This is a genomic window from Klebsiella sp. HMSC09D12 (assembly GCF_001808475.1).
Taxonomy (GTDB): domain Bacteria; phylum Pseudomonadota; class Gammaproteobacteria; order Enterobacterales; family Enterobacteriaceae; genus Klebsiella; species Klebsiella oxytoca.
In genome coordinates this window covers 164,643-183,850 of the sequence record NZ_KV793492.1, presented here as the reverse complement: position 1 = coordinate 183,850, position 19,208 = coordinate 164,643, and the positions used below count along the sequence as shown (strand labels likewise).

24 protein-coding genes are annotated in these 19,208 nt (G+C 51.0%); 6 read left to right on the top strand and 18 right to left on the bottom strand.

Features of this window, described 5'->3' with window-relative positions:
* Window positions 1-217: 217 nt before the first annotated feature.
* From HMPREF3178_RS19325 to HMPREF3178_RS19315, 3 genes are all read right to left on the bottom strand, one after another.
* Entirely contained in the window at window positions 218-703 is a 486-nt protein-coding gene (locus tag HMPREF3178_RS19325; protein ID WP_017145374.1) for a hypothetical protein, read from the bottom strand.
* Window positions 700-1,647, bottom strand: coding sequence for a ParA family protein (locus HMPREF3178_RS19320; protein WP_017145375.1), 948 nt, complete (start codon window positions 1,645-1,647; stop codon window positions 700-702). Before HMPREF3178_RS19320 ends, HMPREF3178_RS19325 begins: the two co-directional genes overlap by 4 nt.
* A gap of 331 nt (window positions 1,648-1,978) precedes the next feature.
* Window positions 1,979-2,761: an OB-fold protein gene (locus HMPREF3178_RS19315; protein ID WP_017145376.1), complete on the bottom strand. Its 783-nt coding sequence runs from the start codon at window positions 2,759-2,761 to the stop codon at window positions 1,979-1,981.
* A gap of 159 nt (window positions 2,762-2,920) precedes the next feature.
* Here HMPREF3178_RS19315 and HMPREF3178_RS31825 point away from each other — a divergent pair, with 159 nt between their 5' ends.
* A complete protein-coding gene (locus tag HMPREF3178_RS31825) occupies window positions 2,921-3,130 on the top strand; it encodes a hypothetical protein (protein WP_017145377.1) in 210 nt (69 codons plus the stop codon).
* Window positions 3,131-3,253: 123 nt separating this feature from the next.
* Here HMPREF3178_RS31825 and HMPREF3178_RS19305 read toward each other — a convergent pair whose 3' ends face one another.
* Both HMPREF3178_RS19305 and HMPREF3178_RS19300 read right to left on the bottom strand, forming a co-directional pair.
* Window positions 3,254-4,366 carry a helix-turn-helix domain-containing protein gene (locus tag HMPREF3178_RS19305; protein ID WP_017145378.1) on the bottom strand — a complete coding sequence of 371 codons (1,113 nt, stop codon included), beginning with the start codon at window positions 4,364-4,366 and terminating at the stop codon, window positions 3,254-3,256.
* Window positions 4,363-5,034 carry a hypothetical protein gene (locus HMPREF3178_RS19300; RefSeq protein WP_017145379.1) on the bottom strand — a complete coding sequence of 224 codons (672 nt, stop codon included), beginning with the start codon at window positions 5,032-5,034 and terminating at the stop codon, window positions 4,363-4,365. Before HMPREF3178_RS19300 ends, HMPREF3178_RS19305 begins: the two co-directional genes overlap by 4 nt.
* Before the next feature lie 702 nt (window positions 5,035-5,736).
* On the opposite strand from HMPREF3178_RS19300, the gene HMPREF3178_RS19295 reads away from it, so the two are divergent.
* Window positions 5,737-6,147, top strand: a complete 411-nt coding sequence (locus HMPREF3178_RS19295; protein WP_004115743.1) for a Spy/CpxP family protein refolding chaperone — start codon at window positions 5,737-5,739, stop codon at window positions 6,145-6,147.
* A gap of 35 nt (window positions 6,148-6,182) precedes the next feature.
* Here the strand turns inward: HMPREF3178_RS19295 and HMPREF3178_RS31365 are convergent, their stop codons facing one another.
* Both HMPREF3178_RS31365 and HMPREF3178_RS19290 read right to left on the bottom strand, forming a co-directional pair.
* Complete coding sequence (locus HMPREF3178_RS31365) at window positions 6,183-6,350, bottom strand: hypothetical protein (RefSeq protein ID WP_016808040.1); 168 nt, start codon at window positions 6,348-6,350, stop codon at window positions 6,183-6,185.
* Between the two features lie 18 nt (window positions 6,351-6,368).
* Window positions 6,369-7,070, bottom strand: a complete 702-nt coding sequence (locus tag HMPREF3178_RS19290; RefSeq protein WP_004105987.1) for a pirin family protein — start codon at window positions 7,068-7,070, stop codon at window positions 6,369-6,371.
* Between the two features lie 104 nt (window positions 7,071-7,174).
* On the opposite strand from HMPREF3178_RS19290, the gene HMPREF3178_RS19285 reads away from it, so the two are divergent.
* Window positions 7,175-8,071: a LysR family transcriptional regulator gene (locus HMPREF3178_RS19285; protein WP_004105985.1), complete on the top strand. Its 897-nt coding sequence runs from the start codon at window positions 7,175-7,177 to the stop codon at window positions 8,069-8,071.
* A gap of 37 nt (window positions 8,072-8,108) precedes the next feature.
* Here HMPREF3178_RS19285 and HMPREF3178_RS19280 read toward each other — a convergent pair whose 3' ends face one another.
* From HMPREF3178_RS19280 to HMPREF3178_RS19270, 3 genes are all read right to left on the bottom strand, one after another.
* Window positions 8,109-8,477 carry a DUF805 domain-containing protein gene (locus tag HMPREF3178_RS19280; protein WP_070585417.1) on the bottom strand — a complete coding sequence of 123 codons (369 nt, stop codon included), beginning with the start codon at window positions 8,475-8,477 and terminating at the stop codon, window positions 8,109-8,111.
* A 126-nt stretch (window positions 8,478-8,603) separates the two neighbouring features.
* Entirely contained in the window at window positions 8,604-9,590 is a 987-nt protein-coding gene (locus HMPREF3178_RS19275; RefSeq protein ID WP_017145380.1) for a glutathione S-transferase family protein, read from the bottom strand.
* A gap of 191 nt (window positions 9,591-9,781) precedes the next feature.
* Window positions 9,782-10,174 (bottom strand): DoxX family protein, encoded by a 393-nt coding sequence (locus HMPREF3178_RS19270; protein ID WP_004105982.1) that lies wholly within the window; start codon window positions 10,172-10,174, stop codon window positions 9,782-9,784.
* Between the two features lie 203 nt (window positions 10,175-10,377).
* Between HMPREF3178_RS19270 and HMPREF3178_RS32025 the strand changes: the two genes are divergently transcribed.
* Window positions 10,378-10,503, top strand: a complete 126-nt coding sequence (locus tag HMPREF3178_RS32025; RefSeq protein ID WP_265091009.1) for a hypothetical protein — start codon at window positions 10,378-10,380, stop codon at window positions 10,501-10,503.
* 2 nt (window positions 10,504-10,505) lie between these two features.
* Here the strand turns inward: HMPREF3178_RS32025 and HMPREF3178_RS19265 are convergent, their stop codons facing one another.
* The 8 genes from HMPREF3178_RS19265 to HMPREF3178_RS19230 all read right to left on the bottom strand — a co-directional run bounded on the left by HMPREF3178_RS19265 (window position 10,506) and on the right by HMPREF3178_RS19230 (window position 15,654).
* Window positions 10,506-10,805, bottom strand: coding sequence for a YqjK-like family protein (locus HMPREF3178_RS19265; RefSeq protein WP_004105981.1), 300 nt, complete (start codon window positions 10,803-10,805; stop codon window positions 10,506-10,508).
* Window positions 10,802-11,200, bottom strand: a complete 399-nt coding sequence (locus HMPREF3178_RS19260) for a phage holin family protein (protein WP_004105980.1) — start codon at window positions 11,198-11,200, stop codon at window positions 10,802-10,804. Before HMPREF3178_RS19260 ends, HMPREF3178_RS19265 begins: the two co-directional genes overlap by 4 nt.
* A gap of 2 nt (window positions 11,201-11,202) precedes the next feature.
* Window positions 11,203-11,508 (bottom strand): ElaB/YgaM/YqjD family protein, encoded by a 306-nt coding sequence (locus tag HMPREF3178_RS19255; RefSeq protein ID WP_004105979.1) that lies wholly within the window; start codon window positions 11,506-11,508, stop codon window positions 11,203-11,205.
* 45 nt (window positions 11,509-11,553) lie between these two features.
* Window positions 11,554-11,922, bottom strand: coding sequence for a DUF1090 domain-containing protein (locus HMPREF3178_RS19250; protein ID WP_004105978.1), 369 nt, complete (start codon window positions 11,920-11,922; stop codon window positions 11,554-11,556).
* Between the two features lie 139 nt (window positions 11,923-12,061).
* A complete protein-coding gene (mzrA, locus tag HMPREF3178_RS19245) occupies window positions 12,062-12,439 on the bottom strand; it encodes an EnvZ/OmpR regulon moderator MzrA (RefSeq protein WP_160886235.1) in 378 nt (125 codons plus the stop codon).
* 8 nt (window positions 12,440-12,447) lie between these two features.
* Window positions 12,448-13,110, bottom strand: coding sequence for a DedA family general envelope maintenance protein YqjA (gene yqjA, locus HMPREF3178_RS19240; protein WP_004105976.1), 663 nt, complete (start codon window positions 13,108-13,110; stop codon window positions 12,448-12,450).
* A 338-nt stretch (window positions 13,111-13,448) separates the two neighbouring features.
* Window positions 13,449-14,225, bottom strand: coding sequence for a transcriptional regulator ExuR (gene exuR / locus HMPREF3178_RS19235; protein WP_004105974.1), 777 nt, complete (start codon window positions 14,223-14,225; stop codon window positions 13,449-13,451).
* A gap of 127 nt (window positions 14,226-14,352) precedes the next feature.
* Window positions 14,353-15,654: an MFS transporter gene (locus HMPREF3178_RS19230; RefSeq protein WP_004115725.1), complete on the bottom strand. Its 1,302-nt coding sequence runs from the start codon at window positions 15,652-15,654 to the stop codon at window positions 14,353-14,355.
* Window positions 15,655-16,134: 480 nt separating this feature from the next.
* Between HMPREF3178_RS19230 and uxaC the strand changes: the two genes are divergently transcribed.
* Entirely contained in the window at window positions 16,135-17,547 is a 1,413-nt protein-coding gene (uxaC, locus tag HMPREF3178_RS19225; protein ID WP_017145382.1) for a glucuronate isomerase, read from the top strand.
* 18 nt (window positions 17,548-17,565) lie between these two features.
* Window positions 17,566-19,053: a UxaA family hydrolase gene (locus HMPREF3178_RS19220; protein WP_004105968.1), complete on the top strand. Its 1,488-nt coding sequence runs from the start codon at window positions 17,566-17,568 to the stop codon at window positions 19,051-19,053.
* The last annotated feature ends 155 nt before the right edge of the window (window positions 19,054-19,208 follow it).

The following is a 19,208-nucleotide window of genomic DNA, read 5'->3' as shown; positions in this document are numbered from 1 at the left end:
ACATTAACGATACAGTATCAAATAAGTTAAAACAACATCATTTAGATACTAAATTCGAACATCTGCGGTAAGTATCAACTGTGTCTACTCATGTGAGATTTAGATAAAGAAAAATTGATTGACATTACTCAAAACCAAAAGGAGTTAATCGTTTGTTTTTTCTTAAGATTAGCTCCTTTTAAGGCTTGATAAACGTCTTCAGTGGTTACAACAAAATCTAATCTTTCTTGGTTGGATCGATTGCCTCAGAGCCAAGTGCAGCTTGAGATATCGCCTCATGAGTATCCTCATGTGATAATAATGTGAGGATCTTCTGAATAAGTGCATCACGGGTGCGCAATACAGACAACGAACCTTGAGGCACACCAAAACGTACTACTGCCATACGTTCTAATGTTGATCGCGTTAACTTTTGTGTTCCAAGAAGTGTTTTGATCTCATCCTTATCTAACTTTTTGATTTCTTTATCAATAAATTGACTTGGTGATTTTTTTAACGATTTCCCTTTAGTTAATCCGCTCTCAAGGATGGACTGAATCTCAACGGGATTTTTAGCAATCAGATGATTCAGGATTCGGCGATAAGTTTGCAGGTGTGATTTATCCACACCTATTGCCTCAATATAATTAAGGTTTTTTTCCATCAAAAGAAGTACTTCTTTGTACTCTTTTATTTGATCAACCAATTTTTTGGAGGAGATCAAGGCAATAACCTCCTCTTAACAGCTTCACATGTGGATCTCATCATAGGTATGACTTTTTTAATGTTTGGGGTTTGATAAGCAGTCCAGACGGGCCAGCCCGCATCTATAGCTTCAGCTACTCCTGTCATGTGCTTAACGATAGGCTTAATCAAATCGTGCTGCCACTTTCGCTTAAGGGCTTCCAGTTGTTCGGTATGAATATTTGTCAGCCCAGAAGCTGCATTCCCAGCCGGTTTCGCCATGAATGGAACAATTGCTGCTAGCTTGGTTTGAGGGCAGTATGCCTTAGGGACATCTTTCGGTGCAACTGATGAGCCAGCTCGTAAAAACTCCAATTTCTTATCAATTTTGTTTTCTACCAGTACCCTAAAATGCGTAACCCCACGGCTTGACATCGCATCAGGTATAACAGGAACAACAAAATAATCACTGGCAGCTAAGGCATTCTGGCTGACGAGTTTGGTCGCGGGGGGGCAATCGAATATGATGTAATCATAATATTCATCGGCTTCGACGCTATCAAGCCACTCAGCTAAAAGAGTTCGCTTGTGCCATTCTGACAACATAGCAGATCCCATAGTTGTCGATGCCATCTCAATTTCCGTGTCGTCAAGCTCAAATTGAGCAGGTACTAAGTCAAGATTAGGATAGAAATCATAATTGGGGCTTCGCTGATGCAGAATGTTCTCATGGATGATTTCTCGCCCCGGCATCGTAACTTTTCGATTGCAAAAAGACTCAAAAATAGTATTGCATGTTTCTCTGTTTTCGACTGCTTGGTTCCACAAGGCACCTCCCATCATTACTATAGACAGACTTGACTGATGATCGACATCAATAACCAGTACTTTTGATGATTGTGCAAGATATGCTGCGAGGTGGAATGTCAATGTAGATTTACCTACACCACCCTTGAAGTTAATGACTGAGAGTTTAATAGCCACTTATTGTTCCTTAATTATGTTTATTTTCCAATCACTGTGCCGATAAAGTGTTACTGAGAATGCTTTTTTTACCACACTGATTCATAACATGAACCTCCTCGATTTTCCATCAATCAGACGCTGCTTACACATCAATTTAATGGTATGCAATTGATATTTGTGAAAATAATACAACCACTTCCAATAGTGAAAAGCTTCTGCCTGACCGTTCAGACAATCCTCAGTGATATTTGACTTCGGGCTGCGGCTCTGCTGGGGGTACTTCTCGAATCTGCTCGGCGGGGGAAGTGGGTAAGTCGCCGGGAATTTACCCCGCAGACCGTATGACAGATTAGTTAAAGGTGCAGTTGCCGCCAGACGGAGCACCGATGAAAAGCTGCATCTTTTCGCAGGTTATGGTGATTTTTTGCCCCTTTATCAGCTTCGACGCCTTCGTCTTTTCTGAATCAGACATACTCAGGCTGACAGGCATAAAGCGGTTACCGCTTTCAAGTTTAAGGACTACATCATTCGCGAAATTTTTTGTTATGTCCTGAACAGTTCCGGTTACTTCCACCTTACGACCACCAATTTTGTCATCAGCTGCAACCTCGTTAGCTTTATAAAGTTCAGCTAGAGCTTTCGCCGTAGTTCGATACACGCTTTCGTCTGAAGTTGTCGCCTTTGACTTTGCGACACCTGCTTGCGGAGCTAAAGGCATTAGCCCCGCGAGGGTCATCTTTCTAAAATCTTTCTGTATCAATGCATAAGCACCAACACCACCGCAACTATCTATTCCAATTTTGTCTTTCGTTGACAGAATCATTTTCTGTTTCTTGGCATTTTTCAGCTTATCCCCCATCTCAGCCCCAAAAACGATTGAATTGTAAACAGCGTAGTAACTTTCCGTGTCGGTAGTCATTCCTTTGGTGGCGCTAGCGCTGATGGACTTGATGGCTCTATCAATGGAGTTCTTTCCATCATCTGAAAGGACCTGATCACAACTGGCTGTAACAAGCGTTTTGACATAGGCAGACAGGTAATCAGGATATGGCTGAATTTCGCCCGAGACCGCTCCACTAGCTACGGATGAGAAAGAGCAGAGCAACAGAGGTAAGACAATAATTTTTTTCATACTTCTTCCTGTATGCAGACTTGACCGTTAAAATTAATAATAGATTTTATCGATCGAAATTATATTATCGATCGTTTTTATAGATCAATAACTGAGATGCATCCTACATACACCGCTTGCAGGAAGGCGGCAGAAATCAACTTCAATGGAGGTTTAGAGATGGTAAGAAGAGTGTTGTTGATGGGACTTATTCTTGCTGCGTTCAGTGCCAATGCCGGGCGTATAACTATGAGCAACCCGGAGCAGTCAACCACGGCGAACGGGCAAACCTTATGTGTCTATTCCAACAGTATTTACACCTTTACCTACGTCACGAAGTCGAAACATTGCCCGTATAGCAAAAGTTTCAACACGGTCGAAAGTGAATAAATTATGGATAAGAGTGCGTCGAACATTGAAAATGAAGGTTATTGCTCAGAAGGATGACTGCGGCGAGCCCATTGGCGATCAATAATAAGCCGCTAAAGACGGTCTCTAACGGCTTATAGCTTTTCACACCAGACGGAGAGAGGCCTTTGACAGTGAACTTGATGTTCCGCTATTACCACCACTAATTGCCGCCACACCGTAAAGCAGGCTACTCAGCTCATCAAGAGGCACGTTAAGCTCATCACTCAATTGAGTCAGATTAATGCCGTTACCAGCCAGAGCGGTCATCATTTTTTCAATAATGAGCGATCTTTCACGCTCAATTCCTCCGGGCTCACCGGTTCGATACCCCTTTGCCGTCGCATCGCGCATCAGACTGTTGTACTGCCATTCTGTAAGCATGTTCAGATTTCGCATTCTGACAATCAGAGCCATCGCCGAGACTTTCCAGAGCGATTTCAATTGCACGATTTTGTCGAACGTCGGCAACGTCATCTTAACCGCCATCACGTTTTCCAGGGGCATCAGAAATGCTGACGCAAAAGCATCCGCTTCACGCTCTGCATCTTGTCCCTTGACGTCACCATGACGGTGGAGCACCAGGTGAGCGAGTTCATGTGCCGCATCGAAACGACTGCGTTCACCTGATTTACGAGTGTTCAGGAAGATGTAAGGGACATCATCTTTCCAGAACGAAAATGCATCGATACTCGCCGTTTCCTCCGAGAGCCAGAACACCTTAACGCCGTGCTTCTCCAGAAGATGAACAACGTTGGTGATGCTCTTCTTGCCAATACCCCAAGCTTCACGCACCGCCTGAGCAGCGATCTCAGGCTCACTTCCACGAAGATTCGGCAATTCAGGCTGCGGCAGGGTGAAACGGGTGCTGAAATACTCGCTCAGCATAACTCCCAGCGCACCAGCCCCAATTGCCGCATGCTGGTCGGCGGCTTTTGTCGTGCGCAAAGAACGGAATGAAACCGTCAGTGGATCGATTGCTTCAACGTCATCCCCGAAAAAAAAGGACTCTGGGTATTTCAGAGCCCTGGCGTACGCCTGGACCGTCTCTGGCGTGGGTTCGTATAGGCAATAGGCTTTTTCGTACTCAATTACAATACGGCTGGAAAGTCCCATCTTTTCTGCCAGTTCTTTTAGGGTCAGTTTGCGTCTGATCCGTGCCAGCTTGAGCCGGGATGGATTAAAAAGACGTTTACCGTCATCAACAGGGTTACTCATTTGCTTTCAACAGTAATTGATATGTCATCATTGAAATCCTCATCAGGGAAAATATCCGCACCTTCAAATGGCAGAGGACTCAAAATAATACGCTCACTCCATGCGCTTACGCGGGCAAATCCGTCCTGATTCACCATTCCTACCGGATAAGACACCTCGCAGCGAACCTCTTTGTTAGCCGCATCATAATAGTACAGGACGATATAGGTGCGAGTGCTATCTATCGGAGTGATTTCAGATTTGCCTGAATACAAAGCATCCGTCTGGAACATATCAATTGTGCCAGGATTGTTGTGAACAATCGAGCGCGTTGCCTCACCTTTGGCATTCTTCGTTTTCGGCAATCCATCAGGACGCCCGGTGTGTCTATCACCCGAGGTGATAATCAGATTAACCCCCCTCGCTGAGTTAGCGACCATTTCCATTCGCTTGACCACTTCAGGGGACCAGCCGTTACCCTTACCAATTAGTACACGGCGTGTCGCGGCAACCATTTCACTCCAGAAACGGAATCCTGCATCGACAGCGGGGTGAAGCTTGCTGGATTTGCGGCGCTCGTACAAAGCAGATGTCAGAGCAGCATGAATATCGTTTTCTGAAAAGCCCAGTCCATTAAGTACAACATCTGAATCAGCTTCGGTATGCAGGATACAGTAAGGCATGGTCATGAAAGTCTCTCCGGTAGTTTCACTTCATGATTTCAACATAAATATTATGACAAAATCAAGAAGTGATTATCGAAAAGTCATTACGGCTTCATATTTATTTTCTTACTGGCTTTCTCCCAGCTCATTGACATGCTGCGATGTTTGTTAAGCCAACCGGCAGTGAAACTCCAGTTCTCGCGCATAGCTGATTTTTATCTACACCCTCAAATGACGACCTTTCAAAATCAATATTTGTTTCAATTTCAGCAGAGTAGCTGGTTTCGTCCCTGCGAGTTTTTTTGTTTGTTAACTGACTTTATCTGCTACACAAAGTGAGATACAGTCTGCGACACAAGACAACCCCAGCGCCGCAGATGCCTGACGTATGGTTGAACGAAGCCGCCTTAACGGTCAGCTTCCACATTCAAAGAAAACCCTCGTCAGCAATGGCGGGGGTTTTTGCTTCTGGCTTCGGGTTTGAACAAAGAACGCGGGCAGTATGTGGGAAACCGGGCTGCCATCAACCGCATGATGACTCATACGGCCATGCATTCTCCTCGCCTGGTTTTATATATTTTAAATAAATGAATTGAATTATAGCATTCGTATTTATTATATGTTGCTGATTTAACTACATTTATACGTACTATTTCTTACATTTCGTCATTAGCTTCTGAAAAATAATAGACCGCCACATCGACGATAATTAATCAGGATACAACAATGAAATTAATGACCCGCATTGCATTAACAGCCGCTCTCGCCACTGGGTTCTCCATGGCGGCTCAGGCTGCGGATGTTAAGGCTGCACCCGCTCCGGCGCAGGACCCGATTGTCCAGCACTTAAAACTGACTAACGATCAGATAACAAAAATTAAAAGCCTGCATCAGCAGCTGGAAAAAAACGTTCAGCAGATTTCCCAGAAAGATATTAAAGACGGCGTGTTGTTTGAGGTTATTGATTCTGGAAAATGGAACGAAAAGGCGGTCAAAGATCAGCTGGCGGCATTTAGCCAGGTAGAGCAGCAGGCTCGCTATTATCGCGTGAAGTACTATTTTGATGTGAACCAGGTGCTGACGCCAGAACAGCGTAAGCAGGTACAAAAAGACTTAGCTCAGGAGCTGAGTGAGTAAATCCATCGGCCCCGCGCCCGGGGCCGATATTTGCATCAGGCGACGCTCTCTTCTTCCTGGAGCCGAATCTCCGCTTCCGCGACGATCGCTTCCAGCTCGCTTAACATCTCTTCATAGCCAAAACTCATCGTAGTGACGGTTTCCGATTGCGGCTGTTGCGCCGATAGCGCCACTTTTTTTGTTTTCTTCTTGCCCACTGACATACTCCCTTACTGCCGTTGTTACACTGGTAAATCTATCAGCAAAGCGCGCAGCGGCGTATCAGCAACGAGGGTAATGTTAGCTTCGTCACGAATAAAAGCGCCATCGCCGCAGGTCAGAGCCTGCTTCTCTTCTTCCTGCACCCGCGCATGCACCGTACCGTGAATCGACTGCAGGTAGGCGCGGGGGCCGTGAAGCTGCACGTTAAGCTGCTCGCCTTTCGCCAGGTCGATATGGTGGATCCATACCTGCTGGCGCAGCTGGAGGCTATGCTGGCTGCCGTCCGGCGAAGCCAGCAGCTGCTGCGATCCGGCGGCGATAGCGATTTTTTGCACCAGCGGGTTTTCGTGCTGTGGACAGGCATCCAGCCACAGCTGCATTCGCGTCAGCGAGCGATCTTTACTCAGGTTATGCTCGCTGTAGCTTACGCCAGGCTGAGTTGATATCAGCAGCGCTTCGCCGGCTTTTGCCTGAATATGGTTGCCATCGCTGTCGCGGTATTCCGCTTCACCTTCCAGAATCAGGTTCAGAATGTCGACTTTCGGGTAGGTCCGCGGCTGAAACGACGCGCCGGGCGCCAGAATTTCCTGATTGAGCACGCGCAACGATGCGTAGCCCAGCAATTTAGGGTCGAAGTAGTGGCCAAAGGAAAAGGTGTAGCGGGCCTGCAGCCAGCCGAAGTCTGCTTGACCGCACTGTTTGGCTGTTCGGGTTGTAATCATCTTCTTGACCTCTCTTTACACTAAATCAATGGTAAAGGTATGGACGCTGTATTGTTAGCCAGATATTCTGCCCGGTATATTCAAATTTCCTGAATGAGACTGCGATGGCTAAAGAGAGAGCATTAACGCTGGAAGCATTGCGCGTTATGGATGCAATTGACCGACGCGGAAGCTTTGCGGCGGCGGCCGATGAGCTGGGTCGGGTGCCTTCAGCGCTGAGCTATACCATGCAAAAGCTGGAAGAGGAGCTGGACGTCGTGCTGTTTGACCGTTCAGGTCATCGAACAAAATTCACTAACGTGGGCCGAATGTTGCTGGAGCGCGGGCGCGTACTGCTGGAGGCGGCCGATAAGCTGACGACGGATGCCGAAGCGCTATCGCGCGGTTGGGAAACGCACCTCACTATCGTCACCGAGGCGCTGGTGCCCACCACCGACCTTTTTCCTTTAATTGAAAAGCTGGCGACCAAATCGAATACTCAACTGTCGATTATTACCGAAGTACTGGCCGGGGCATGGGAACGCCTTGAGCAGGGGCGGGCGGATATTGTCGTTGCGCCGGATATGCATTTTCGCTCCTCTTCGGAAATCAACTCCCGCAAGCTCTATTCGGTGATGAGCGTCTATGTAGCCGCGCCGGATCATCCTATTCACCAGGAGCCGGAGCCGCTTTCTGAAGTTACGCGCGTTAAGTACCGCGGCGTGGCGGTCGCGGATACCGCCCGCGAGCGCCCGGTGTTGACCGTGCAGCTGCTCGATAAACAACCGCGGTTAACCGTGAGCACCATCGAAGATAAGCGTCAGGCGCTGCTGGCAGGATTGGGCGTTGCGACGATGCCGTATCCGCTCGTAGAGCAGGATATTGCCGAAGGGCGTCTGCGGGTGGTCAGTCCGGAATACAGCAACGAGATCGACATTATTATGGCCTGGCGTCGCGACAGCATGGGTGAGGCGAAGTCATGGTGTCTGCGGGAAATCCCGAAGCTGTTTATGGGAAGATAAAACAAAATGCGCCCCTTTTTTGTCGAGGGGCGCATCGTTAGTAAGAAGTCGGTTTAGGATCCGGCCCGAAGCGATTATTTCCTGGGGTGCCGTTCTGGCAATTGAATACCAGGATCACCAGCCAGCCGATAACGGGAATCAGCAGCAATAACAGCCACCATGCCGAGCGGTCGGTATCGCGCAATCGACGGAACTGCACGGCCCACCACGGTAAGAATATCAGCACGCCATAGATAGTGGTCAGAATCCCTTCTCCTCCGGCGCGCTGCCATCCCAGCATCTTATCAATGATGCTGAGTACGCCGGTGAGGATGATGTTGACCAGAATAAACATCCAGTACTCTTTGCGCCGGGCGCGGCCGCCAAATCCAATGTAGTTTTTTAATACTTTAAGATACCAGTCCATTTCTACGCCTCTGTTAACCGTCAATCACTTGTTTTTAAAGCGATCGAAATAAGAATAGACGTGAATGAAATGATGGTAAATATTTGTTTTGTGAATTATTGGGCGCAGCAAATCGCGCCCAATTGCCTAGCGGAAACGAAGATCGCGGCCGTGAGGTTCGTTAAGATCCTGCTGCGGACCAACGGAGATAATCCCGGTCGGGTTGATGGTTTTATGGCTACGGTAGTAATGGTTGCGGATATGGGCGAAGTCCACCGTTTCCGCAATGCCCGGCATCTGGTAGATATCGCGCAGGAAGCCATACAGGTTGAGGTAATCGCTGATGCGGCGTTTGTCGCATTTAAAGTGGGTCACGTACACCGGATCGAAACGAACCAGGGTGGTCCACAGGCGAATATCAGCTTCCGTCAGTTGGTTACCCGTCAGGAAACGATGCTGGCCAAGGATTTGCTCCAGACGCTCCAGAGCGGTAAACACTGCATCAACCGCTTCATCATAGGCCTGCTGGCTGGTGGCGAACCCGGCTTTATAGACGCCGTTATTCACATTATCGTAGATCCAGCCGTTCAGCTCATCAATCTGATCGCGCAGCTCAGGCGGGTAGTAATCTCCTGCGCGGCCGCCCAGCCCATCGAAGGCGGTATTAAACATGCGGATGATTTCCGCCGACTCATTGCTGACGATGGTGTGCTGCTTTTTGTCCCACAGCACCGGCACCGTAACGCGCCCGCTGTAGTGGGGATCGGCATGCAGATAAAGCTGATAAAGATATTCGTGCTGGTAGAGCGTATCGCCGGTGGCTGCCGGGAAGCTATCGTCGAAAGTCCAGCCGTTCTCGAACATCAAGGGATTAACCACGGAGACGGAGATAAACGGCTCCAGCCCTTTCAGGCTACGCAGAATTAAAGTGCGATGCGCCCATGGGCAGGCAAGAGAAACGTACAGATGATAGCGATCTTTCTCCGCAGCGAATCCGGCTTCGCCGCTTGGGCCCGGCGCGCCGTCGGCGGTTAACCAGTTGCGAAAGGCGGAAACAGAACGCTTAAATCGCCCTCCGGTGGATTTGGTGTCATACCAGGTGTCGTGCCAGACGCCGTCAACTAATTGTCCCATTATTTCCTCCTTTATACCCGTCATACTTCAAGTTGCTTGTGCGTTGGCTTTCCTCGCTCACCCTTTCAGGGCCAGCGCAAGCGCTGTTCAAAACGGTTAACCGTTTTGTCCTGCAACTCGAATTATTTAGGGCATAGATAATAAAAGCGAGGAGATGTCTCCTCGCTTTATATTTATTCAGTATAGTGCGCTTACCACTTTTTATTCAGTACGCGGTCGATACTAAAGGCGCCTGGACCGGTGATAGCCAGCAGCAGGAAGCCGCCCGCGATGGTCAGGTTTTTCATGAACATCAGCGAGTTCACGCCTTCAGCAAAGTTGCTGTGGAACAGGAACGCGGTCAGCACGGTGAAGCCGGCGGTGAACAGCGCGGTAGTGCGGGTCAGGAAACCGAACAGGATTGCCAGACCGCCGCCGAATTCAAGCAGGATCACCAGCGGCAGCATAAACCCAGGGACGCCCATGGCTTCCATATATTGTTGTGTACCCGCATACCCGGTAATTTTTCCCCAACCTGCGGTAATGAACAGAATGGGCATCAGAATGCGCGCTACCAGTACACCAACATCTTCTAATTTTTTCATTTCCTACTCCAGAAAACCCAAAGGGCGGCGATTTTGTTTTTCAAAGTAATCCAGCGTGTTACGCGGGGTTGCTGTCGATGGAGTGAATATTAGCGGGGCCGTGACGGAATTGTTAGCAAGGAAAACTGTAGATCTTCTTCAAAGATTCTGAGTGATTATTGATAAACCAAATGAATAGAAGAACCGCTATAGCGGCGCTGGAGATGAGAAAAGAAGAAAGGAGAAGCGATGCGGCTGTCATGAAATTCAAGGAGGAAGCAGATCTGCTCATGATGCCGGGAGGCGGCTGGCGCCTGACCCGGCTTATATCATTCCGCTATGAACATTAGCCTCAGCGTGATGACGACTGGCGCAGCAGATTGCGGGCCATCCGCCAGGTGCTCCAGATACCGAGGCTGCGTTTTGCCCAGCGCATCAAAAAGCGCGGATGACGAACTGACCATATTGCCACGAGGCCGCTGCCGACCATTGCCCATGAACGCAGATTCAGCAGGGTATTCCAGCCGCGATCAATGGGCGCAGTTGCCTCAAGCCAATGGCGGTGGCTGGCGCTAAGGTCCAGCCGCTGCTGTTGGATCAGGCGCAGCAAAAGCGCTTTTTGTCGTTCGCGTTCCTGCTGTTCGCGGCTCATGGCTTATCGTCCTCCAGCAATGCGCGGTCGTTTGCCAGCTCCTGACGCGTGAAGCGCAGGAACGTTGAACGTCGGGCTTTGCGTAAGGTCCAGATACCGCCAATGAGCGCTGCCAGCAGCAGAACCGCCGTGGTGCCGATCATCACGTTTAATCGATATTGCGCATCGACCGCCCAGATGATCAGAACCAGCATGCTCATCAAACCAAACGCGGCGAACAGCAGCGTCAATCCGAGCATCAGGAATAGCTGGATGAGGTTGGCTTTCTCCTCTTCCAGCTCCACGACGACCAGGCGCAGGCGCGTTTCCACCATCTCAACCAGCAAAGTGACGATGCGCTGACCGATGCCGAAAACGCTTTGTCCGGGGCCTTGCGTGCTTTTAGAATTCGCCATAATTAACGACGCGTCAGCAGGACACCCAGCACCAGCCCGACGGCAGCACCAATCCCCACGCCGGTCCACGGGTTTTCACGGACGTATTCATCTGCACGCGCAGCGGTTTCTCGCGTTTGCTTCATGAGAGCGTCGCTGGTTTCACCCAGGCGTACACGGCTTTCCTTCAGCGCGCTTTCAGCTTTACTACGTAGCTTACCGATCTCTTCTTTCGACTTATCCGTGGAGGAGTTCAGCACTTCTTCCAGGGTATCAGCCAGCGTCTTCAGTTCCGCACGCAGGTCTTCTGCAACGTTATCTTTAGCCATGTTTATCTCCTGTTAAAGTGGTCCATATTGGTCTTGCTTAAGCGATTAGTACTCGCGAGATTGCAGCTCTTTCAGTTCTTGCTGCGCTTCTTCAAGTTTACGCTGGCGCTTGCTGATTTTATCAGCATCGCCTTTCTGTTCGGCTTCGCGCAGGTCGTTGCGGCGTTCAGCAATTTCTTCCTGCTGTTTGGCGATTTTTTTCTGGTGATCGGCTTTGAGCTGGCTGTCGCTGCAGTGAGCCTTCACTTCGCTCAGCGCCTTTTTCAGACCGTCAATACGATGCTGGTTATTATGCTTTTCTGCATAGCTGATCTCCCGCTGGATATCCTGCTCTTTTTCCTGGCAAGGGGAGATGGCAAAGGCGCTGGCGCTAAGTGATGACAGAACCAGGAGCAAAGCGATGCGGTGTTTCATGGATACTACCTTCCATTGTGCGGGGGAATAACCCCGATCCAGTTGATAAACGTGAGTCTGGTGACTTCCGCAAACTTAATGATAGTAAGTAAACCGGGAAATCACCAAACCGGGTGAAAATATTCGGAATTTTCGTTGATTACCCGAATCTGTGTGGCGTATCGCGCAGGCGGGAAATCCAGGCCGTCGGCGAATCATCGTCTTCCACTAAAGCGATAATATAACCATGCGGCAGAGCGCGACCCAAAACTTCTTTGGCGGCGGCTCCCTGAGCGCTGGAGTCAAACTTGATGAGCAGACCGTCATTCTGTGGCGTAATGCTCTTAAAACGGATGCCGTTGGCATCGAGATGGTGCCAGACGGAAAAACCGTCCGGCATGCTAATACCCTGGCTAACGGGACGAATAGCCAGGGTTGATTCCTGCTGCTGCACGGTGAGCCAGAGCCAGAACAGGCCGCACAGGAGTAACGAACCGCCCAGCATCCAGCTTATCTGACGTAGAGAGGCGCGCTTTATCGCCATTGTCAGCCCCGGCTCCTGTATTTTTTCTTCCACAGGACGATCAGCGAGCCAATCAGGCCGAATACCAGCAGCGCGACGGGCAGCAGCATCAGGCAGGACATCAGCTGATCTTCATATTTCAGGAATACCGGCGTTTTCCCCAACAGATATCCCAGCGAAGTCAGAATCAGCACCCACAGCAGCCCGCTCATCCAGTTAAAAAACTGGAAACGCGCGCTGCTCAGGCCCGACAGGCCGGCAATGGTCGGCAGCAGCGTGCGCACGAAAGCGATAAAACGGCCAATCAGCAGGGCGGAAAGCCCGTGCTTATGGAACAGATGATGCGCGCGCTGGTGGTAGTGCGAAGGGAGATGCGACAGCCAGTTTTGTACGATACGCGTATTGCCCAGCCAGCGGCCCTGAATATAACTTAGCCAGCAGCCCAGGCTTGCCGCCGCGGTAAGTAGCAGCAGCGTTTGTGGAAAACCCATCGCGCCTTTGGCAATCAGTACGCCCACCAGAACAAGCAGGCTATCGCCTGGTAAGAAGGCGGCGGGCAGCAGACCGTTCTCAAGGAATAAAATCATAAATAAGACAAAGTACAGCATGCCAATCATGGAGGGATTAGCGAGAGTTTCGTAATCCTGAGCCCACAAGGCATTCAATAATTGGGTTAATAGTTCCATTCACGATTCCTGGTACATCGGTTAACGGCACGTCTGAACGCGGCATATGCATGGCGACATAGCTTCTTATTGGATTATGGTCGCTACTGCGCTCTGAACGGTTCCCTGTTTAAAAGTGAAGTAAGCAAAAGCTTACTCTCAGAACGACAAAATGCATCTAATTGTAACAAACCCGCTGACTTTACGTCAGAGAAATTGCAGTTTGTTGCATTCTGATTTTGCTGATTGCGGCGGAGGGTGGCGAGTGTATTTACACAGGCTGACACTATATATGCTTTGCTTACCCTGAGGGCTTTTCGGGCAGCGCAGGAGTTGCTGCCCGGCAGGGAGATAAAGGGCTATTTTGCGCCGTTGGCGGCCGTATCGAGATGAACTACCGGATTATCGGCAAACAGGTAGCGATCGGCATTGAATTCAAAGTCATCGCTGGTTTCATTGAATAACATCAGCTTGGTATTTTCCAGATGCTGCCACATGGCCAGCTTAGCCGCATGAGGATCTTTGCGAATCAGCGCTTTCAGAATTTGATCGTGATCGTCGCACCAGTTATCGACGGTACGCGAGTCGATATGGTCATGCAGCTTTTTCCAGTACGGGTTATGTACGCGCTGGGTCCACATCTTTTCCACGATAGCGGCGAGGGCGGTGTTTTGCGTTGCCAGCGCCACCTGCACATGAAACTGAAGATCCCATTCGGAATCGCGAAAACACTTCTCTTTACGCGCTTTTTCCTGGATTTCCATCAACTTCATGATGTCCTGCTTGGTCACCTGAGTGGCGGCGAATTCGGCAATGTTGCTTTCGATCAGCTGGCGGGCCTGCAACAGCTCAAAAGGACCATAATTGGCGAATTCCAGCGATTCATCGGCAATTTGCTGATGTTTCGGATGATTGGAGATAACGTGGATACCGGAACCTTTGCGGACTTCAACGTAGCCTTCCACTTCCAGCATAATGATGGCTTCGCGAACGACGGTACGACTTACGCTTTTTTCGTCAGCGATAAACCGCTCTGCGGGTAGCTTATCGCCTACAAGGTAGACACCTTGTTCAATACGCGTCTTAAGCTCAGCGGCAAGCTGCTGATACAAACGACGCGATTCAGTGATTTCCATATTCGCTCCCGGGAGATGGCGACAATATTGGATTTGTTATACCACTTTTACGCGCTTCTCACCACAAGAAGAAATGAAAAAGCCGCCTTCATCAAGGCGGCTTCGGGAGGGGGGAGCCCGCGTTTAACTAGCTTTGCGTGGCAGGCTTACTGGTTTCCAGCGGAGTGCTGTCGTCATCCGCAGATTTATTTTTCAGTACGGTCCAGATGACCACCGCGCCCAGCACATCGAAGATGGCCAGTACGGCGAACAGCGGGCTAAAGCCGATAGTATCCGCCAGCGCGCCAACCACCAGGGCAAACATGGTGCTGGCCAGCCATGCGGCCATGCCGGTCATACCGTTCGCGGTTGCCACTTCGTTACGACCAAATACGTCGGAAGAGAGCGTGATCAGCGCACCGGACAGCGCCTGGTGAGCAAAACCGCCGACGCACAGCAGGGCGATAGCGACGAACGGGCTGGTGAACAGACCGATCATCCCTGGGCCAATCATCAGCAGCGCGCCCATCGTCACGACCATTTTACGGGAAACAATCAGGTTCACGCCAAACCAGCGCTGGAACAGCGGCGGCAGGTATCCACCGATAATACAGCCGAGGTCGGCAAACAGCATCGGCATCCAGGCGAACATGGCGATTTCTTTCAGGTTAAAGCCGTAGACTTTAAACATGAACAGAGGGATCCAGGCGTTAAAGGTCCCCCATGCCGGTTCGGCAAGGAAACGCGGCAGGGCGATACCCCAGAACTGACGGTTACGCAGAATCTGCCACGGAGACATTTTCTTGCCGTTGTTAGTCTGGTGATGAGACTCCTGGCCACCGATGATGTAGTCGCGTTCTTCGTCAGTTAATTTTTTCTGATCGCGCGGGTGTTTATAGAACACCAGCCACGCCATTGCCCAGGCAAAGCTCAGTACGCCGGAGATGATAAAGGCCATCTGCCAACTGTGCATAACGATAGCCCAAACCACCAGCGGTGGAGCAATCATAGCGCCGATAGAGGAGCCGACGTTGAAGTAGCCGACGGCGATAGAACGCTCTTTCGCCGGGAACCATTCGGAACTGGCTTTCAGACCCGCCGGGATCATTGCCGCTTCGGCGGCACCCACCGCGCCGCGCGCCAGCGCCAGACCGCCCCAGCTTCCCGCCAGCGCGGTAGAGCCGCAGAACACGGCCCAGGCGATAGCAAAGAAGGCATAGCCGATTTTGGTACCTAAAATATCCAGCACGTAGCCGGCGACAGGCTGCATGACGGTATAGGCAGCGGAATAGGCCGCGATGATATAGGAATACTGTTGGGTGGAGATGTGTAACTCTTCCATCAGAGTCGGCGCAGCTGCCGCCACAGTGTTACGCGTCAGGTACCCCAGCACGGTGCCTAAGGTCACCAGTGCGATCATGTACCAACGTAACCCTTTAATTTTACGCATGTAAACCTCATCGTTTGTTATATATCCGCAGCGGGTGCGACTATCTTCTTGCCTGTAACGGCGGCGAAGAAGGTGAAACGGAGGGTTCAGGAGAGGAAACCTCGTATGGCCCGAACCTTGCCATTAACTGTTGTGTCTAATTCGGTGTCCATACCGGTAAATCCGACGTGATAGTTCGTCGGTAATGCATTCCGTCGGTTTATATGTTTCGACGGCAGCAAGATAACTTGTCATACAACTTCAAAAGTTGAGTGACGTCACAAAAGTGGGAAAGTTTGTGTGGGCATTCGTTCATGCGAGAAAGGCCAGAGCTGGCGCGCTCTGGCGGGCCGTTTACTCCTTTCATGGTACTTTTTTTGTCATCGTTTATTGATCTAACTCACGAAAAATACTTCGGTCTGTAGAAATTGGTGTGATAACTTTGTCAGCATTATAGTCAATCATCTGATGGGCTCCCCCGGGGGCGAAGAGGACACGAAAATGACACCGTTTATGACCGAAGATTTCCTGCTTGATACCGAGTTTGCCCGCCGTCTGTACCACGATTACGCGAAAGACCAGCCGATTTTCGACTACCATTGCCACCTGCCGCCGCAGCAGATTGCGGAAAATTACCGCTTTAAAAATCTGTATGACATCTGGCTAAAAGGCGATCACTATAAATGGCGTGCGATGCGTACCAACGGCGTAGCCGAGCGTCTGTGCACCGGTGATGCTTCCGATCGCGAGAAATTTGACGCCTGGGCGGCCACCGTACCGCATACCATCGGTAACCCGTTATACCACTGGACGCATCTTGAGCTGCGTCGTCCTTTTGGTATTACAGGTAAAGTCCTCTCTCCGGCTACGGCGGACGAAATCTGGAATCAGTGCAACGATCTGTTGGCGCAGGAGAGCTTCTCCGCTCGCGGCATCATGCAGCAGATGAATGTGAAAATGGTCGGCACCACCGACGATCCGGTCGATTCTCTCGAGCATCACGCTTCCGTCGCTAAAGACAGCTCCTTCACCGTGAAAGTGCTGCCAAGCTGGCGTCCGGACAAAGCCTTCAATATCGAACAGGCGACCTTCAACGACTACATGGCGAAGCTGAGCGAAGTGTCTGACACCGATATCCGCCGCTTTGCCGATCTCCAGTCCGCGCTGACTAAACGTCTGGATCACTTCGCCGCTCACGGTTGTAAAGTTTCTGACCATGCGCTGGACGTGGTGCTGTTTGCCGAAGCCAACGAAAGCGAACTGGATAGCATCCTGGCGCGTCGTCTGGCGGGCGAGGCCCTTAGCGAGCATGAGGTTGCGCAGTTCAAGACGGCGGTTCTGGTTTTCCTCGGCGCGGAATACGCCCGTCGCGGCTGGGTACAGCAGTATCACATCGGCGCGCTGCGCAACAACAACCTTCGCCAGTTCAAACTGTTAGGGCCTGATGTGGGTTTTGACTCCATCAACGACCGTCCGATGGCGGAAGAGCTGTCCAAACTGCTCAGCAAACAGAACGAAGAAAACCTGCTGCCGAAAACTATCCTCTACTGCCTGAACCCGCGCGACAACGAAGTGTTGGGCACCATGATCGGCAACTTCCAGGGGGAAGGTATGCCGGGCAAGATGCAGTTCGGTTCCGGCTGGTGGTTTAACGATCAGAAAGACGGTATGGAACGTCAGATGACCCAGCTGGCGCAGCTTGGCCTGCTGAGCCGCTTTGTCGGGATGCTGACCGATAGCCGCAGCTTCCTCTCCTACACCCGTCATGAATATTTCCGTCGCATCCTGTGCCAGATGATTGGTCGCTGGGTTGAAGCGGGAGAAGCCCCGGCGGACATTCAGCTGCTGGGCGAGATGGTGAAAAATATTTGCTTTAACAATGCGCGTGACTACTTCGCCATTGAACTGAACTAAGACCAGAGGTCGGTTGATATGCAATACATTAAAATCCATTCGCAAGATAACGTCGCGGTAGCGTTGGCGGATATGGCGGCAGGCACGGTAGTCACCATTGACGGCGATACGGTCACGTTGGCTCAGGATATTGCGCGCGGGCATAAGTTTACGCTGCGCGGCATTGCGAAGGGAGACAACGTCATTAAGTACGGTCTGCCGATAGGGCATGCGCTGGCGGATATCGCGCCGGGGGAACATATCCACTCCCATAATACGCGTACTAACTTAAGCGATCTCGACGCGTACAGCTATCAACCGGATCTTATCGAACCCGCCGCGCAGCCGGCGGATCGCGATATCCAGATTTATCGTCGCGCCAACGGCGAAGTCGGCGTGCGCAACGAGTTGTGGATCCTGCCGACCGTCGGCTGCGTCAACGCCATGGCGCGTCAAATGCAGAATCGATTCCTGAAAGAGACGAATGACGCGGAAGATATTGACGGCGTACATCTTTTCAGTCACACCTACGGCTGCTCACAGCTCGGTGACGATCACATCAACACCCGTACCATGCTGCAAAACATGGTGCGCCATCCGAACGCGGGGGCGGTGCTGGTGGTCGGCCTGGGCTGCGAAAACAATCAGGTTGATGCATTTCGCGAAACGCTGGGCGAGTTCGACCCTGACCGCGTCCACTTTATGATCTGCCAGCATCAGGATGATGAAGTGGAAGCCGGGCTGGAGCATCTGCGTCAGCTATATGACGTGATGCGCCACGATAAGCGCGAGCCGGGTAAGCTGAGCGAACTGAAGTTTGGTCTCGAGTGCGGCGGTTCAGACGGTCTGTCCGGCATCACCGCTAACCCGATGCTGGGCCGTTTCTCGGACTACCTGATTGCTAACGGCGGTACCACCGTGCTGACCGAAGTACCGGAAATGTTCGGCGCCGAACAGCTGCTGATGAGCCACTGTCGCGATGAAGAGACGTTTGGCAAGCTGGTGACGATGGTTAATGATTTCAAACAGTACTTTATCGCTCATGACCAGCCGATTTATGAGAACCCATCGCCGGGCAACAAAGCGGGCGGCATCACTACGCTTGAGGATAAGTCGCTGGGCTGTACGCAGAAAGCGGGCTCCAGCCAGGTGGTTGACGTTCTGCGCTACGGCGAGCGGCTGAAAGTGCACGGCCTTAACCTGCTGAGCGCGCCGGGCAACGATGCGGTAGCGACCAGCGCCCTGGCCGGCGCGGGCTGCCATATGGTGCTCTTCAGCACCGGACGCGGCACGCCATACGGCGGTTTCGTTCCGACGGTGAAAATTGCCACCAACAGCGAACTGGCGGCGAAGAAAAAACACTGGATCGACTTCGATGCCGGTCAGCTGATTCACGGTAAAGCGATGCCGCAGCTGCTGGAAGAGTTTGTCGATACCATTGTGGCCTTTGCCAACGGTAAGCAAACCTGCAACGAGCGTAATGATTTCCGCGAACTGGCGATATTCAAAAGCGGCGTCACCCTTTAAGTACTCGTATCTTTCACGCCACAGCTGCGGCGTGAAACCTTATTGAGTAATAAAGAGAGGCGTTTCAAAAGCGGCGTTTCTGAGTATGATGCGCCGTTTTGTCTTATACCCTAAATAATTCGAGTCGCAGGACAAAGCACTTGTGCTTTGAACAG

Excerpts from the sequence above, each read along its gene's own strand:
- HMPREF3178_RS19315 (WP_017145376.1), bottom strand. The coding sequence starts at position 2,761 with ATGAAAAAAATTATTGTCTTACCTCTGTTGCTCTGCTCTTTCTCATCC.
- HMPREF3178_RS31825 (WP_017145377.1), top strand. The coding sequence starts at position 2,921 with ATGGTAAGAAGAGTGTTGTTGATGGGACTTATTCTTGCTGCGTTCAGT.
- HMPREF3178_RS19305 (WP_017145378.1), bottom strand. The coding sequence starts at position 4,366 with ATGAGTAACCCTGTTGATGACGGTAAACGTCTTTTTAATCCATCCCGG.
- HMPREF3178_RS19300 (WP_017145379.1), bottom strand. The coding sequence starts at position 5,034 with ATGACCATGCCTTACTGTATCCTGCATACCGAAGCTGATTCAGATGTT.
- HMPREF3178_RS19295 (WP_004115743.1), top strand. The coding sequence starts at position 5,737 with ATGAAATTAATGACCCGCATTGCATTAACAGCCGCTCTCGCCACTGGG.
- HMPREF3178_RS31365 (WP_016808040.1), bottom strand. The coding sequence starts at position 6,350 with ATGTCAGTGGGCAAGAAGAAAACAAAAAAAGTGGCGCTATCGGCGCAA.
- HMPREF3178_RS19290 (WP_004105987.1), bottom strand. The coding sequence starts at position 7,070 with ATGATTACAACCCGAACAGCCAAACAGTGCGGTCAAGCAGACTTCGGC.
- HMPREF3178_RS19285 (WP_004105985.1), top strand. The coding sequence starts at position 7,175 with ATGGCTAAAGAGAGAGCATTAACGCTGGAAGCATTGCGCGTTATGGAT.
- HMPREF3178_RS19280 (WP_070585417.1), bottom strand. The coding sequence starts at position 8,477 with ATGGACTGGTATCTTAAAGTATTAAAAAACTACATTGGATTTGGCGGC.
- HMPREF3178_RS19275 (WP_017145380.1), bottom strand. The coding sequence starts at position 9,590 with ATGGGACAATTAGTTGACGGCGTCTGGCACGACACCTGGTATGACACC.
- HMPREF3178_RS19270 (WP_004105982.1), bottom strand. The coding sequence starts at position 10,174 with ATGAAAAAATTAGAAGATGTTGGTGTACTGGTAGCGCGCATTCTGATG.
- HMPREF3178_RS32025 (WP_265091009.1), top strand. The coding sequence starts at position 10,378 with ATGAGAAAAGAAGAAAGGAGAAGCGATGCGGCTGTCATGAAATTCAAG.
- HMPREF3178_RS19265 (WP_004105981.1), bottom strand. The coding sequence starts at position 10,805 with ATGAGCCGCGAACAGCAGGAACGCGAACGACAAAAAGCGCTTTTGCTG.
- HMPREF3178_RS19260 (WP_004105980.1), bottom strand. The coding sequence starts at position 11,200 with ATGGCGAATTCTAAAAGCACGCAAGGCCCCGGACAAAGCGTTTTCGGC.
- HMPREF3178_RS19255 (WP_004105979.1), bottom strand. The coding sequence starts at position 11,508 with ATGGCTAAAGATAACGTTGCAGAAGACCTGCGTGCGGAACTGAAGACG.
- HMPREF3178_RS19250 (WP_004105978.1), bottom strand. The coding sequence starts at position 11,922 with ATGAAACACCGCATCGCTTTGCTCCTGGTTCTGTCATCACTTAGCGCC.
- yqjA (WP_004105976.1), bottom strand. The coding sequence starts at position 13,110 with ATGGAACTATTAACCCAATTATTGAATGCCTTGTGGGCTCAGGATTAC.
- exuR (WP_004105974.1), bottom strand. The coding sequence starts at position 14,225 with ATGGAAATCACTGAATCGCGTCGTTTGTATCAGCAGCTTGCCGCTGAG.
- HMPREF3178_RS19230 (WP_004115725.1), bottom strand. The coding sequence starts at position 15,654 with ATGCGTAAAATTAAAGGGTTACGTTGGTACATGATCGCACTGGTGACC.
- uxaC (WP_017145382.1), top strand. The coding sequence starts at position 16,135 with ATGACACCGTTTATGACCGAAGATTTCCTGCTTGATACCGAGTTTGCC.
- HMPREF3178_RS19220 (WP_004105968.1), top strand. The coding sequence starts at position 17,566 with ATGCAATACATTAAAATCCATTCGCAAGATAACGTCGCGGTAGCGTTG.